This window comes from Flavobacterium flevense (assembly GCF_900142775.1).
Taxonomy (GTDB): domain Bacteria; phylum Bacteroidota; class Bacteroidia; order Flavobacteriales; family Flavobacteriaceae; genus Flavobacterium; species Flavobacterium flevense.
The window spans coordinates 47470-63174 of the sequence record NZ_FRCC01000002.1 but is presented as its reverse complement, the minus strand read 5'-3'; the positions used below and the strand labels follow the sequence as shown (position 1 = coordinate 63174).

Annotated in this window: 15 protein-coding genes; 3 read left to right on the top strand and 12 right to left on the bottom strand. The window is 34.2% G+C overall.

Translation table 11 applies throughout. From position 1 onward, the window contains the following. Position 1: 1 nt before the first annotated feature. Positions 2–2272 carry a cation:proton antiporter gene (locus BUB89_RS03465; RefSeq protein ID WP_141384440.1) on the bottom strand — a complete coding sequence of 757 codons (2271 nt, stop codon included), beginning with the start codon at positions 2270–2272 and terminating at the stop codon, positions 2–4. A 193-nt stretch (positions 2273–2465) separates the two neighbouring features. Here BUB89_RS03465 and BUB89_RS03460 point away from each other — a divergent pair, with 193 nt between their 5' ends. Then, positions 2466–4865 carry an efflux RND transporter permease subunit gene (locus BUB89_RS03460; RefSeq protein WP_073242017.1) on the top strand — a complete coding sequence of 800 codons (2400 nt, stop codon included), beginning with the start codon at positions 2466–2468 and terminating at the stop codon, positions 4863–4865. A 99-nt stretch (positions 4866–4964) separates the two neighbouring features. Then, a complete protein-coding gene (locus tag BUB89_RS03455; protein ID WP_073242014.1) occupies positions 4965–5804 on the top strand; it encodes a mechanosensitive ion channel family protein in 840 nt (279 codons plus the stop codon). A gap of 195 nt (positions 5805–5999) precedes the next feature. Here BUB89_RS03455 and frr read toward each other — a convergent pair whose 3' ends face one another. The 3 genes from frr to BUB89_RS03440 all read right to left on the bottom strand — a co-directional run bounded on the left by frr (position 6000) and on the right by BUB89_RS03440 (position 8189). Further along, the gene (frr, locus tag BUB89_RS03450; RefSeq protein ID WP_073242012.1) at positions 6000–6563 is read right to left on the bottom strand and encodes a ribosome recycling factor; all 564 of its coding nucleotides are present in this window, start codon (positions 6561–6563) and stop codon (positions 6000–6002) included. 71 nt (positions 6564–6634) lie between these two features. Beyond that, positions 6635–7342, bottom strand: coding sequence for a UMP kinase (gene pyrH, locus BUB89_RS03445; RefSeq protein ID WP_073242010.1), 708 nt, complete (start codon positions 7340–7342; stop codon positions 6635–6637). 61 nt (positions 7343–7403) lie between these two features. Continuing rightward, entirely contained in the window at positions 7404–8189 is a 786-nt protein-coding gene (locus BUB89_RS03440) for a patatin-like phospholipase family protein (RefSeq protein WP_073242960.1), read from the bottom strand. Positions 8190–8298: 109 nt separating this feature from the next. On the opposite strand from BUB89_RS03440, the gene BUB89_RS03435 reads away from it, so the two are divergent. Beyond that, a complete protein-coding gene (locus BUB89_RS03435) occupies positions 8299–8925 on the top strand; it encodes a thioredoxin family protein (RefSeq protein WP_073242008.1) in 627 nt (208 codons plus the stop codon). 16 nt (positions 8926–8941) lie between these two features. On the opposite strand, the gene BUB89_RS03430 is transcribed toward BUB89_RS03435, so the two are convergent. From BUB89_RS03430 to BUB89_RS03395, 8 genes are all read right to left on the bottom strand, one after another. After that, positions 8942–9907 (bottom strand): peptidoglycan DD-metalloendopeptidase family protein, encoded by a 966-nt coding sequence (locus tag BUB89_RS03430; RefSeq protein WP_073242006.1) that lies wholly within the window; start codon positions 9905–9907, stop codon positions 8942–8944. Between the two features lie 145 nt (positions 9908–10052). Then, on the bottom strand, positions 10053–10754 hold the full coding sequence (gene truB, locus BUB89_RS03425; protein WP_073242004.1) for a tRNA pseudouridine(55) synthase TruB: 702 nt from the start codon (positions 10752–10754) through the stop codon (positions 10053–10055). After that, complete coding sequence (locus BUB89_RS03420) at positions 10754–11551, bottom strand: undecaprenyl-diphosphate phosphatase (RefSeq protein ID WP_073242002.1); 798 nt, start codon at positions 11549–11551, stop codon at positions 10754–10756. Before BUB89_RS03420 ends, truB begins: the two co-directional genes overlap by 1 nt. A gap of 67 nt (positions 11552–11618) precedes the next feature. Continuing rightward, a complete protein-coding gene (locus BUB89_RS03415; RefSeq protein ID WP_073242000.1) occupies positions 11619–11852 on the bottom strand; it encodes a DUF3098 domain-containing protein in 234 nt (77 codons plus the stop codon). Positions 11853–11883: 31 nt separating this feature from the next. Beyond that, complete coding sequence (locus tag BUB89_RS03410) at positions 11884–12759, bottom strand: cell division protein FtsX (protein WP_073241998.1); 876 nt, start codon at positions 12757–12759, stop codon at positions 11884–11886. Between the two features lie 259 nt (positions 12760–13018). Continuing rightward, positions 13019–13756, bottom strand: a complete 738-nt coding sequence (locus tag BUB89_RS03405; RefSeq protein WP_073241996.1) for a sulfite exporter TauE/SafE family protein — start codon at positions 13754–13756, stop codon at positions 13019–13021. A 5-nt stretch (positions 13757–13761) separates the two neighbouring features. Continuing rightward, on the bottom strand, positions 13762–15234 hold the full coding sequence (locus tag BUB89_RS03400) for an alginate export family protein (RefSeq protein WP_083552478.1): 1473 nt from the start codon (positions 15232–15234) through the stop codon (positions 13762–13764). Positions 15235–15344: 110 nt separating this feature from the next. Further along, entirely contained in the window at positions 15345–15692 is a 348-nt protein-coding gene (locus BUB89_RS03395) for a winged helix-turn-helix domain-containing protein (protein ID WP_073241994.1), read from the bottom strand. Positions 15693–15705: the final 13 nt, after the last annotated feature.

The window sequence follows — 15705 nt, the reverse complement described above, 5'->3', positions numbered from 1 at the left end:
TTTATGATTTTATAATTAAAACAGAAGAAACATCCACTAGCCAGTCAGCCTCAGTATCAATGATGCTTTTCCAGCTTTCTAAACTAATCAACATTAAATCCTGTTGTTTAAAAAAAGTAGTATTTAAATCTGTATCCGTAATCACAGTGATGTTATTAGGGAATTTTTGCAACAAGGTAACGACTGTGCTTTGGATCACAAAATTATTTTTCACAAAATCATTTCGATCCAGAATATTGATTTTAGAATTGTTATTGACAATCATTTTTTGAACATAATCCATTAATGTTGCATCATCTGATTTTAAAATAGGTACAAAAACCTCATTTAATGCTTCAAAATCATTATCTATTAAAATCCCTAAAGGTTTCTTCGTTTTGGCAACAATTTGTCGGGTTCTTTCATCAAAGGGTGAATTTTCAAATAAGCCTTCTTTACCTTTGAATTTATCCAGTAATCGATCCGGATTGATAATCCGGCTGGTAAAACCAATGACTTTCCCCAGCAAACTGCCTTCAAAAATAGATTTTCCCAAACCTACTAAAAGTAAGTCATACTCGCCACTGTTAGCCACATCGGCAATTTCATTTTCAATATCATTCGTCACTTTAAAAATAGAAAGCACTTTCACGCCTAATTGATCCGACTCATCAAATATGGGTTCGAAACTTTCTTTTTCTATTTCTTCCATATTAAATGAATGCAATTCATCACTTTGACAAAGATGCATCGCCGTAATTACCGAAGCCGATTTTTGTTTTTTAGTCAGGCTGTTAGCCAAACGCAGCAACGATTTCCCTTTTTCGTTATTTCCAAACGAAATTAAAATCCGGTATTTATTTTCATCAACAGCTTCTACTGATTCGGTTTCGTTTTTATTTTTGAAAATAAAATTAAGTACATTTAATGCCGGTCCTGTCATAAAAGTAGTGACTAATGCCATAATTACCATCATTGTAAAAACTTCCGGTGTCAATACTTTTAGTTCCAAACCTATGTTTAAAACAATCAGTTCCATCAAACCTCTGGTGTTCATTAAAGCACCAATAGTCAAACTATCATGCCAATTTTGCCCCACAAATCTGGCCGCCAGAGCGCTTCCTAAAAACTTACCTATTACAGCTACAGCAATAATAGCTCCGGTAACTTTCCATAAATAAACATCATTAATTAAGCCCACATGAGTGTGTAAACCGGTAAAAACAAAAAATAAAGGCAGCAATAATATCACCGAAACATCTTCGACTTTTTCAATAAATATCATTCGGAATTTAGCGATATCAGGCATTATGGCTCCCATCATAAATCCTCCAAATAACGCGTGGATTCCTATTACTTCAGTGGCATACGAAGAGAGAATCAATAACAATAGAAACAAAGCCATGACCGGTTTTCCAATATTTTCTTTTTCTGCATACAAATCCCCAATTCTTTTCAAAAAAGGTTTTATAATAAAAAGCATCATTAAAACATAGAGTAAAGCCAGCGAAATCACATACAAAGATCCCACAAAATCTCCCGCTTTTACAATAGCAATAACTACCGCAAGTAAGCACCAGGCTGTAATATCATCGGCAGCGGCACAGGTAATTACAATGGCTCCCAAACGTGTTTTATGAATTCCGCGCTCCTGTACAATACGCGCCAGAACAGGAAATGCAGTGATACTCATAGCAATTCCCATAAAAAGGCTAAAGGATAAAAATTCGACACCCGCCGGAGCAAACTGATTATAAACAAAATAAGATAAGCCAATTCCCATAGCAAAAGGAATAATGATACTGGCGTGGCTGATAACAATGGCTTCGCTGGCCTTATTTTTCAGGACTTTTACGTCTAATTCCATCCCTATGACAAACATGAAAAGAATCAAACCTATCTGGCTTAAAAACTTGAGGTTTCCTAAAGATGCTTCGGGAAATAATGCAGCTGAAAATTCCGGAAAATACATCCCTACCAGAGAAGGTCCCAGGACAATTCCGGCAATTATTTCTCCAATAACGGTAGGCTGACCGATTTTTTTAAAAAACCATCCAAATATTCGTGCCGTTAAAATAATCATAACAATTTGTGCCAATAAAATTGCCAGAGGATCTTTAAAATTATGCACCATCGAATTTACAAAATCATCAAAAGAATCATTTTGAGTATGGACAGCTATATTCGATTTCTTTAGCTCCAGTAATTTTCCTTTTTGAATTATCCAATAAATCAATACTGAGAACATTCCCGTAACCCCAAAATAGAACAACGAATTTTTATATTTTTTCAAAACCATTTCGCCACAATAATTGATTTATTTTACACGCAAAGATGCTAAATTCTTTGATTGATTTTACATGCCCGATATTAATTTCGAAATAAAAAAACAAGCGTTCTAAAACCCTAAAATTCATTTAAATTTTACAAAAAAATTACTCCTTTCCTGTGGTTTTCACTACATTTGCACCCATTTTAAAACTCTTATGAAAAAGAAATTAAAAGTGGGATTTTGGGAATTTGTAGCCCGAATTGTACTTAAAAACCGTATTGCCATTTTAGGACTTATTTTTCTGATAACTTTGTTTCTAGGTTTACAATGGAAAAATATCCGTTTTTCATTTACCGAAGCTAACTTACTCCCTGACAACAATATCGTTAACAAAGAATACAATGCCTTTTTAAAAGAATTTGGAGAAGAAGGAAATTTAATTGTCGTAGGTATCAAAGACGAAGCTTTCTTTACACCAAAAGTTTTTACAGCCTGGAATAAATTGATGCTGGATTTCAAATCACAAAAAGAAATTGATCTGGTGGTATCCGTAAGTGATTTGAAGAAACTACAAAAAAATGAAGCTATAGAAAGCTTTGAATTAGTTCCTTTTGCAGACCAGAGTAAAACAAATGATCAGGCATATCTTAATGGACTCAAAAAAGATTTGTTTACTAAACTGCCTTTCTATGAAGGATTGCTTTTTAATAACAAAGAAACCATTCGCTCAGCGATTTACATGGACAAAGAAATTGTAAATACTGCCGCCCGAAAAGATTATATATTAAATGATTTTATCCCCAAAATTGAAGCTTTTGAAAAAGAAACCGGTGTAGACCTTCGTGTTTCCGGAATGCCTTACATCAGAACGCTTAATGCCAAAAGTATTACGGATGAAATTAGTTTATTTATAGGTGCTTCCCTGTTTATTACGTCTCTGATATTCTTTTTCTTTTTCCGCTCATTCCGTGCAACTTTAATTTCGATGCTAATTGTTATCATTGGTGTTATGTGGACGTTTGGATTATTGGGTTTATTCCATTATGAAATTACAGTACTTACCGCTATTGTGCCATCGTTAGTAATTGTTATCGGGATTCCCAACTGTATTTTCCTTACTAATAAATACCAGCAGGAATTTCGTGCTCACGGAAACAAAGCACGTGCTTTACAGCGGGTAATTACTAAGGTAGGAACGGCGACTTTGATGACGAACTTAACCACGGCTGCCGGTTTTGCTACTTTTATTATTACGCAAAGTGAATTATTAAAAGAATTTGGTATCATTTCTTCCTTAAGTATTATTGCTTTGTTTTTCTTGTGCTTGATTGTAATTCCGATTTACTATAGCTATCAACCCGTTCCTAAAGACAAACATTTAGAACATTTGAGCCGTAATTACACCAAAGTTTTTATCAGCTGGATAGAAAAAATGGTCAAATACAACCGCAGGTATGTGTATGCAGTAGCTATCTTTTTGTTCCTGATTAGTTGTGTGGGGGCTTTAAAAATCCAGACTTCAGGAAGTTTAATTGAAGACATGCCTAAGAATACAGGTTTTTTTCAGGATATTCTGTTTTTTGAAAAAGAATTCAATGGTGTAATGCCATTAGAAATTACCATTGATACCCAAAGAAAAAAGGGGGTAATGAAACTTTCTACAATGAGAAAAATGGATGAATTTCAAAAGACCATTGAAGAAATTCCTGAACTATCAAAACCTATTTCGATTCTCAATCTGGTTAAATATTCTAAGCAGGCCTATTACAATGGAAACCCGGAGTATTATGATTTGCCTACTTCGCAGGAGCAGAGTTTTATTTTGGGCTATGCCAAAAACGGAACTAAAAATTCCAAAGAAAACATCATGAAAAGCTATGTGGACAGTACAGGACAGGTGGCCCGTATCACTACTTTTATGAAAGACATTGGCACCGGAAATATGGCTAAAATTGAAGACAAGCTCTGGGCTAAAATCAATACTATTTTTCCTAAAGACCGTTACAAAGTTTCGATGACCGGAAAAGCATTGGTTTTCGAAAAAGGAACTAAATATTTATTAGACAATCTGGTAAGTTCGATCCTTTTTGCGATATTTTTAATTTCGATGTTAATGGTTTTCATGTTCCGTTCTTTCAAGATGGTAGTGGTTTCGTTAATCCCCAATTTATTGCCGCTGATGATTACAGCCGGATTAATGGGTTATTTTGGAATTCCTTTAAAACCATCGACTATATTGGTGTTTAGTATTGCATTTGGACTTTCAGTTGATGATACCATTCACTTTTTAGCACAATACCGTCAGGAATTAACAAACAATAACTGGAAGATAAAAAAATCTGTTTTTGCTACTATCAAAGAATCCGGAATCAGTATGTTTTACACCTCAGTAGTATTGTTTGCAGGATTCTCTGTCTTTATGTTATCTGATTTTGGCGGGACAGTAGCTCTTGGAGGATTAATTGCCATAACATTAGCTTTCGGGATGCTTTCAAATTTAATGTTATTGCCTTGTTTAGTTTTAACATTAAACAAATCATTGGCTAATGAACAGGAATTTATCGAACCCAAAATTGATGTTTTAGATCATCTGGATGAAGCAGAGGACAACTAATCTGGTTTATTTATTTCTTGAAAGTGGAGTCCAGCAACCACTAAAAAAAAACGGGGCGAAATCGAAAAGCCTGAAGAGTAGAAAACAAAAACAACAATAATGGCACTAGATCAACAGGTAACTCTTGTAAACAAATATATCGATAAAACAATAGATTTTGGTTTTGAATATGCACCTAAACTGCTTGGCGGAATAATCGTTCTGGTAGTAGGTTTATGGGTAACCCGAATCATTACTAAAGCAGTTGGGAACTCATTAGAAAAATCAAAAATTGACCTTTCTTTAATTCCATTTTTAAAAAGTGTCACTAATATTGTTCTTAAAGCACTCGTTGCTGTTACCGTTATGGGAATGATAGGTATTCAGATGACTTCTTTTGTTGCTATTTTGGGTGCTGCTGGTTTAGCTGTTGGTCTGGCATTATCAGGAACCCTTCAAAATTTTGCCGGAGGAGTTATTATTTTAATTCTAAAGCCTTTTAGATTGGGTGATTTTATCGAAGCTCAGGGATTTACAGGAACCGTAAAAGAAATTACTATTTTTTCAACAATGCTGAACACTCCTGATAAAAAACTGGTTATCATCCCTAACGGACCACTTTCTACAGGTGCATTAATCAATTATTCGGCTGAACCTACGCGAAGAGTGGACTGGACATTTGGGATTGCGTATGGTGATGATGTCGAAAATTTTAAAAGAGCCATTACTACTTTTATTGCAGAAGACAGTCGGATTCTAAAAGATCCTGCTCCTTTCATGGGACTTTCAGCACTTGCCGACAGTTCTGTTAATTTTACCGTGAGAGTCTGGGTGGATGGACCTGATTACTGGGATGTGTTTTTTGATATGAATGAAAAAGCATATACTAAATTTGCTGATTACGGTCTTAATATTCCTTTTCCACAAATTGATATGCATTTTAAAAAACCAAATGGCTAGATGAAAATTTAGATTTTTATTCTGAATTTTAGCCCTGATGGAAGCGGCATCCTCTTGTCTCGTCCTTTTTGACGAGACAAGAGATATAGCGTACAGCAGGACTTCACTTTGTTATGTGAACTAATCGTTGTGCTCCTAAAAAAAAATCCGCTTACAAAAAATGCAAACGGATTATAAAGTTATTTTTTTAGAAAGTTATACTTTCATGATTTCAGCTTCTTTAAGAGCAAGAAGTTCGTCTATTTTTTTAATGTAAGTATTTGTTAAAGTCTGAACTTCTTCTTCGGCACTTTTACAAATGTCTTCTGATGTTCCTTCTTTTTCCAGTTTTTTGATGTCAGTATTAGCATCTTTTCTGGCGTTTCTAATTCCTATTTTAGCATCTTCGGCTTCGGCTTTGGCTTGTTTTGCCAGCTCACGACGGCGATCCTCTGTCAAAGGCGGTACGCTGATGATAATTAAATCTCCATTATTCATGGGGTTAAACCCAAGATTAGCAATCATAATGACTTTTTCAATAGTTTGCAGCATGTTTTTTTCAAAAGGCTGTAAGGTAATGGTTCGGGCATCAGGAACGCTAATTTTAGCTACCTGATTTAACGGAGTTGAAGAACCATAATAATCTACAAAAACACTTCCTAGCATAGCAGGAGATGCTTTTCCGGCACGAATATTTAGAAATTCTTTTTCTAAATGAGCTATAGAACCTTCCATTGATTCTTGTGTGCTATCTAATATAAATTCAATTTCTTCAGTCATTTTATTTCAGATTTTAGATTTCAGATTTCAGATTTCAGGTTTCCTGCTATCTGTAAACTGCTGTCTGCTATTTATATATTTACTACAGTTCCGATATTTTCTCCGTCACAGATTTTTTCTAAATTTCCGTTTTGGTTCATATCAAAAATTAAAATAGGTAATTTATTTTCCTGGCTTAATGTAAAAGCGGTAGTGTCCATTACATTTAATCCTTTTTTGATTACATCATCAAAAGAGATATAGTCAAATTTTACTGCCGAAGCATTTTTTTCCGGATCAGAATCATAAACTCCGTCTACACGGGTTCCTTTCAGGATAACATCCGCATTGATTTCAATTCCGCGTAAAACAGCGGCTGTGTCAGTGGTGAAGTAAGGGTTTCCTGTTCCGGCACCAAAAATTACGATTCTTCCTTTTTCAAGGTGTCTGTCGGCTCTTCTTTTGATATAAGGTTCTGCAATAGATTCCATTTTTAAGGCGGTCTGCAAGCGGGTTTTCATACCTTTTTCTTCAAGAGCGCCTTGCAAAGCCATTCCGTTAATCACGGTAGCAAGCATTCCCATATAATCTCCCTGCACTCTGTCCATTCCGTTGCTGGCTCCTGCAACTCCTCTAAAGATGTTTCCTCCGCCTATTACGATGGCAATTTCTACACCTTTGGCGTGAACTTTTTTGATTTCTTCAGCATATTCAGCTAATCTTACAGGATCTATTCCGTATTGACGTTCTCCCATTAATGCTTCTCCGCTTAATTTTAGAAGAATTCTTTTGTATTTCATGTCTTTGTTGCGTTGATTGGTGCAAATATAGGGATATTCTTTTTTTCTGAAATAGGCCGACTTAAATTTTATAAATTTTGTTTTCGTAACTGTATTTTGCCGCCTGATAGCCCAGGTTGAAAATTGTATCCATTTTAACTTTATTCGTTTCAAATGTACTGTAAATACTCAGTTCAGTAGGCTGAATAATCCAGTCACACTGGGCAAATTTAGTAGTATTAGAATTTTCAGAAAGAATATCAAAAGCCCGGGTGGTTACGGCTCTGATAGAGCTTAAATCTTTAGCCGTTATCATGTTTATAGGGCTGACATATACACCTATAATCATGTCACAGTTCTCTCGTATTAAGTCGGTTGGGAAATGGTTTAGGATACCACCATCACTATAATAGTTTTCCTGAATTTCATAGGGCGAAATAATTCCCGGAAAAGAGGAAGATGCAATCAGGGCATCAACAATTTTAGTTTCGGGTTCAAATATTTTTAATGTGCCTTTAATCATATCAGTGGCGGTGATTTGAGTTGGAATTCTTAAATCAGCAAGTGTAGCATCTTCAAAAACAACCTGAAAATAATCCCTGAAAGCTTCTGAATCAATCAATCCTGCCTTTGTAAAAGTAATGTGTCTCCAGTGAAACAAATATATAGATTTGAAAAAGTCTAAAATTTCTTCGGGTGTTTTCCCCCAGGCATACATAGCGCCAACAATAGAACCGGCACTGGTTCCTGCAATTTCATTAGGGCGAATGTTTTTTTCTTCTAAAAATTTGATAGCACCCGCATGGGCCAAACCTTTTGTTCCGCCACCCGAAAGTGCCAAACCAATTGATTTTGAATTTAAGTTCATTTCTTTTTCCAATTTTTATAAAAATACACTTTTTAGTGTTTTAAGAAATGATTTTTTTCATTTTTCATTAATTAGATTTAGCTTAACTTTACTCCAAACATTAATAAACATGATACAGTCAATTGCCCGCGCCTTATTCAATAGTTACTCTTATTCAGAATACAGAAAATTAATAACCGATTTACTAAAAGAGGGAAAATCTACCGGAAACGAACAATCAGAAGAATTGACACATTATAGCAGTCTCAACGAAACCCGTATGAATCGTTTAGAAAAAACAATGAAAATTTCCGATGATTACAGCAATAAGCTGAGTACTTTAAATAACGAATTTATCTGGATCGTAATTTCTGAAGGCTGGTGCGGAGATGCGGCTCAGTTGTTGCCTATTTTTGATAAAATGGTTCATGCTTCCAATGGAAAAATTGAAATGAAAATTGTTTTAAGAGATGAGAATTTAGATTTAATGGATCATTTTTTAACGAATAAAGGCAGGGCTATTCCTAAACTGATTGTTATTAACAAAAAAACATCGGTTGCATTAGCGCATTGGGGACCAAGACCAAAAGAAGCGGCTGATCTTATTGCTAATTATAAAAACACACACAAAGTTCTGGATGAAACCATAAAAACCGAATTACAGTTATGGTATTTGCATGATAAAGGAATGACTACTCAGGCAGAAATTATGGATATGATGCTGGATTTAGATCAGGAGATGGGTGAGGATGAGTAAAATTGGGATTAAAGTATTAGTTGCTTAATTTTTCATGTACATTATTTAATATTTTAGTTTTTGCTTCCAATTCTTTTTTTGTGAGTTCCTTACAAATAATTTCTTCAGGAGTTGTTACAATGTAATTTTGCGATTCGTAGATTTTATCATCTAAAGCAATAAGGCCTTTATTAGTTTGGAAAAATGGGTTTAATTTTTTTATGATTCGTTTGTCTAAATCTTTTGTTTTATCTGGAAAAACATCTTTCATGTAGGCTTTATAGTAAATGTCAAAAAAAAGATGGTATTGATTATCTACACTTTTTTCTAAAAAGCCTAAATAGTCTGTTGGTAAAATGGTTTGTCCAATATTTACTTTGATAGCGTCTTTTTTAAAACCTGCATATTTGGCATAAGTTCCGTCTTCATGTTCTATGATAATGAAATTTCTTTTTTCATAATATATGTCAAAACTTTTGGGATCAAAATCGTATTCATTTTCTATTTCAATAACAATACCTTTTCTCATAGCGTGTATAGTTTGATTTTGAGATGATTCAGTAAAATTGATATATCCGCCATAATAATTATCTCCCTCTGTAAGTGCGCTCGCAATAGTCATAATTGACCATATACTAATATTTTTACCTTTTTTAAATGGTAATAAATATGTAAAGTTTTTATCAATATCAGGTTTTGGATTTCCTTTTATGTAATAAGGTTCGCAAATGAATTTAATTTTCTTCTCTGGTTTTATAGGCATTAACTTGAATAAAAATCCTGAATTTTCTTTGATATTTCCTTCATAGAAATATTTAGGAGTGTTTTTTATGGATTCAAATTTTATGATGAGATGATAAGTTCCAGGATTGCTTTTTTCATAAAAAAAATCGCAAGAATTGTCAGCATTATGAACAAATCTAACTTTGACGCCTTCTATTTGAGCATAAGTGTTTAAACCAAAACAAAAAAAAATCAATAGCGTAAGTAATTTGACATTCATGTTTTTATGGTATATAATAGAAAATACGTCTTAACAAATCTAACAAAAAAACAGAATCAATAATCTTTTTTGTAGTATTTTTCGAAAATGAAAAAAGCCATGAATTGAATCATAGCTTTCTGTATTTTGTTGTGGAAAATAATATTTACTCAGAATCCAAACCTAAACTTTCCTCAAACAACGTAACATCAATGGCGTTTTTTACGTCGAAATCGCCAATTTTTGTTCGTCTCAACGCAGTTAGGTGCGAACCGGAAGTCATCGCTTTTCCAAAATCGAAAGCCAGTGAACGGATATAAGTTCCTTTGCTGCAAACTACTCTAAAATCGATTTCAGGAAGTGCAATCCGGGTGATTTCAAATTCGTGGATGGTGGTTTTTCTGCTGGCAATTTCAATTTCTTCACCGGCACGAGCATGTTCGTACAAGCGTTTGCCATCTTTTTTTATAGCAGAAAAAATAGGCGGTTTTTGATCAATTTCGCCTAAAAATTGCTTCACCGTTTCGTGAATTAAAGCTTCATCGATATGTGCGGTTGGGAAAGTAGCGTCAATTTCGGTTTCTAAATCATAGGATGGCGTAGTGGCTCCTATATAAAAAGTTCCCGTATATTCTTTGGCCTGACCCTGAAGTTCTGCAATTCGTTTAGTGAATTTTCCGGTACAAATTAAAAGCAATCCTGTCGCTAATGGATCTAAAGTTCCGGCATGACCAATTTTGAATTTTTTAGGCAATCCTACTTTGTTAATCAGCAGGTATTTTAATTTATTCACCGCTTGAAAGGAACTCCATTTCAATGGTTTGTCAATTAATAAAACCTGTCCTTCTAAATATTCCTGAGGCGTCATTATATAATAGTCAGAGGATGAATACAGTAATGGATAATCAATAAGATTATTCCGGCTGCGATACGATAATAACCAAAGACTTTAAAACCATTTTTAGTTAAAAAACCAATGAAAGTTTTAATGGCTAAAAGAGCTACAATAAAAGCCACAATATTACCAATAATCAATAAGTTGATGTGGTCCTGAGAGAGTTCAAAACCTGCTTTATAATAATCATAACATTTTTTAGCGGTAGCACCAAACATGGTAGGAACGGCTAAAAAGAAAGAGAATTCGGCTGCGGATGTTCGGGATAATTTTTGAGACATTCCTCCCACAATACTGGCTCCGCTACGGGAAACTCCCGGAATCATTGCTAAACATTGGAATAAACCAATTTTGATGGCTTGTGAATAAGTGATTTCCTGTGAAGTTTCGGCAGTCTCAGGTTTATTGAACCAGTCGTCTACTTTTAATAAAATAATCCCTCCAATTAAAAGCGAAACAGCAACCGTTACCGGATTTTCTAATAAACCATCAATAAAATCACTTAATAATAAGCCTAAAACTACCGCAGGGATAAAGGCAACTAATAATTTGAAATAAAAATCAAAGGATTGGAAAAAGCGTTTGAAATAAAGAATTACAACTGAAAGTATAGCTCCTAACTGGATGACAATGGTAAAAAGTTTTGTAAAATCATCCTGTGCAATTCCGTAAAAGGAAGATGCGATAATCATGTGTCCGGTAGAAGAAACAGGAAGGAACTCAGTAATTCCTTCGATTATAGCAAGAACAATAGCTTGTAATGTATTCATTTAATTTAGATTTTGATTTTAGGATTCAGTTTTTAGTTGTTACTAACTAATCACTAAATGCTAAATACTATTTCTTCGGATTTTTTAAAATGGCATAAATAGTAATTCCAAAACCAATTAAAACAGTTGTGGGTGCTAATCGAATTCTTCTAAAGTTAAAAATAGCATCACTATATACTTTTGGGTCATCACTGCCACCACCGGCCATTAAAATGAATCCAAGTGTGATTACTCCTATCCCTATTAAAAGAATCTTGTAGTTTATTTTGTCAAATAAAAATTCCTGTTTATCGTCTTTCATGTTTTTTATATTTTATTCTGCAATCTTAAAATTAATAAAGATCGTCAGTTCTCAGGTTTAAGAATCGTTGGGTAGCAAAATGTGTGCTTAACCAAGTGATTAAAACGCCAAATCCAAAAACCGCTGCAAAAACTAATATGATTAAAGTTTTGTCTTCTACGATTCCAAATTCAGGAAAATGAGCATTTACATAAGATAAAAGCCCAATTAAGGCTAATATAGCTAATGCTGCTCCAAGCATTCCCAGTTTTATACTTCGCATTACAAATGGTTTTCTGATAAAAGATTTGGTTGCACCCACCATTTGCATGGTTTTAATGATGAATCGGTTCGAATAAATAGAAAGTCTAAGAGAACTGTTGATTAGTAATACAGCAATAAAAGTCAGGAATCCGCTGATGATTAAAATCCACATACTTACTTTCCTGATATTGTCATTCACCAGATTTACTAATTGTTTGTCATAAACAATGTCCGAAATCATTGGGTTAGTGCGTAGTTTTTGCTCTATTTTAGCCACACTGTCTTTTTCAACATAAGCAGCTTTAATATGAATGTCATAGGAATTTTGCAATGGATTTTCGCCTAAGAAAGTTAAAAAATCCTCACCAATAATATCTGTATGCTGTTTAGCAGCGGCATCCTTGCTGACATACGTTATTGATTTTGCGTAAGGTGCTTTTTTTAATTCGGCTCCAAAATTCTTTAAAATTGTATCATTGGCTTCGTTTTTAAAGAAAACAGTCATAGCAATTTTTTCTTTAAAGTCGTCTGCTAATTTTTTAGAATTAATGATAAAAAGCCCTAGTGTTCCCAGTAGGAATAACACTAAGAAGATGCTTAATACTACCGAAAAATAAGAGGAAATTAACCTGCGTTTTTGAAACTTATCAAATGAAGAACTCATAGCTTACTTTAATTATGGGGTAAAAATAATAAAGTATTTCTTTAATATGAAGTTAATAACGTTCAAAGTTTAATTTTCTTGTAATTAAACCGGGATTTTAAAAATAATTTTGCCAGAGCTTCTTTAAAATTCATCAAAATTAATCCCCCAATCCCTAAAGGGTGTGATTTTGATGAATTTTCAAGAAATTCTCCGCTCTTTAGAGTTTGTAGAAAAGAAAATTTCTTTTTAATTTAAATAGCTTTCAAAAAGAGAATTCTTAAGTAAAAAGTAATTTCAAGCCTGCAATTGTCAGTCCAAGAGCTAGCAGGTATTTTAATGTTTTAGTATTGAATTTTTGGCTTCCAAAATAAGAGCCTAATAATCCTCCAATGATGGTAGCGAGAACGGCTATTTGTAAATCTTCAGATAAATAGAAACCTCCTTTTTGAATTTGCCCATAAAGTCCGGAAAGCGAATTGACAAAAATAAATAAAGCCGAAACTGCTGCGGTTTCTTTTAATTTGGACCAACGCATTAAGAGCATTAACGGACTAAGAATAATACCGCCACCAATACCTAAAAGTCCGGAAAGTAATCCGATACATGCACCTGAAAAAAGTCCTGCCCACAATGGGATTTCCTTATTGGGTTCGTTTTTTTCTTCAAATTGATATACCAGTCTGATAATTGAAATGAAGATACAAATGCCTAGTATTTTTTTGTAGATAGTATCAGGCAGGCTCATTGTACCTCCTAAAAAAGCCATTGGAATACTCGCAATCACAAAGGGGAGGAATAATTTTAACTTAAAAAAACCTCCTCTGTAAAAACCAATAAAAGAGAACAGGGATACTGCTAAATTCATCACTAATGCCGATTGTTTCATCATCAGCGGAGCTACACCTGCCATTACCATAATAGCCAGGTATCCACTAGCACCGCCATGACCTACGGATGAATATAAAAAAGCAACAAATGCTAATAGAAATAATATTAAAACAGAGCTGTAATCCATGAAGATTATTTTTTAAAGTGAAATAATTCGGGTTTAAAAGTTACCATCACATAACTCCAAACAGGAGTGATGTTGCTGTTTCCGGATTTAAGCGTTTCCATGCTTTTTTCGGCAGCCATATACGAAAATCCAAAGTCAATTAACGTAAAAGAATTGCATTGGTAATGCAATGATAAATCGTTTTCAAAACCCAGATAAGAATTAATAGTCTGATTGGCATCGTTTTTTACTTTATTTCCTGAATAAAATAAATGGAAATCAGAACGCAGGCTGAATTTTTTATTAAAATCGTAAATCAGAAATAAGTACGGATTAAACAGTCCGCCGTTTTTTACATCGCTGGGAAAAAAAGTAAAATAATCCATATTTCCCATAAAACGCCAGGCCACGCCATAAAGCGGCACAAATGATTTTGAAATAGCAGTTGTTTTATCGGCATTGTCACCACTCATAAATTCTGCTCCTAAGCGGGTGGTGAGTTTGTTGCTTTTCAATTGTATTTCGGGTTGCAGGTAATATGCGGAGATTTGGTTGCCTGATTGCAATTGTCCGTATTGGTAGTAACCACTAAATGTTAAATGCAGTTTTCCTTTTTCAAAATCCAGTCGTCCACCCGAAGTTGCTCTTGTGTATAAGGTGTTTGCATTAGTTTTACTCTGATAACTATCAGTAGCATTAATCGTAGTCAGGCTAAAATGCTCATTTAATTTTGCTTTTAGATAATGAACATTCAGTAATTTATAATTCGTAAATGTAGTGGGAGAAAAATCAGTGTCAAAAATGCGTTCGGATGTTTGGTTAAAAGAAGTTATCAATTCCGAATGAATGCTGTTGTTGTTATAAATCAGGTTAATTCCGTCATGTGCTCTGGCTGCCTGACTCCAGTTGGCTGCCGAAAAAATTCTACCATTGTCCAATTCTACTTTTTGGCGACCTAATTTTACTGAAAAATGATCTGAAATTCCAGTTTCTACATAAGCTTCAAAAACATTTAAGGAACCTGATGTGGAAGTTTGACCGTATTGTCCCCAAACTCTTAAATCCTGAATCGAAGTATGGAATTTGAATTTTGGCTGTTCGTAATTAAAGTTCAATCGGCTTCTTTGCGTAACGAAAAAAGCGGCTTTGGTATCTTTAGTTGGCAATTGTTTGTAGCCGTCACGATATTCAGCACGTGGTCTGAATTCTAATCCGATGCTGAAATCTTTATTCTCCGAATTTGCTTTTTGGTTAAAAGCGTCTAAAACCAGTAGAGAGTCCGCTTCACGTTGCGTGATAATCTTTTTTTCTAATAATAAATTAGTGATGTTTTTATCAATTTGTGCCCATATAGTATCACAGCAAAATAGTGTGAGGATGATTAATAAAATGGGGTGAAATTTTTTAGCGATGCTTCTCATTTGGATAACTGATAAGTAATTTTTATGATGATGGTCTTTGCGATTAGACTGTTTTTTCTGTTTTAATTTTTTTGGCAAATATAGAGGGACTTTTGGTTATTTCACGCGTCAGTTTTTAAATGCAATAACTCTGTTAAATAATATGTTTTTATCACTGTGTTTTCAAAGGAATAGTACTGTTTATAAAGCTAGAATTTTAAATTTTGAGTTTCTTTTTCGGCAAAATCGTTAATACGTTTTTCTATTTCATAAAAAGTTGCAATCGCTTTTTCTCCTGCGGGGGTCAATCTGGCTCCACCGCCGCCTTTTCCTCCCAGAATTTTTTCTACCAGCGGATTTTCGGCTCGCTGATTCATCTCTTTTACTAATTGCCAGGCTTGCCTATAAGCCATTTTCATCTCTTTGGCGGCATTGGTTATCGAACCTGTTTTTCGAATATTTTCTAAAAGCCATATTTTACCAATACCCAGAAACGGACCTTCGGTTTCTTCAATCCAGAGGCGAACCTTAATTTTGTATTTTTTAGTAGTCTTCATGGATATGTTTTTT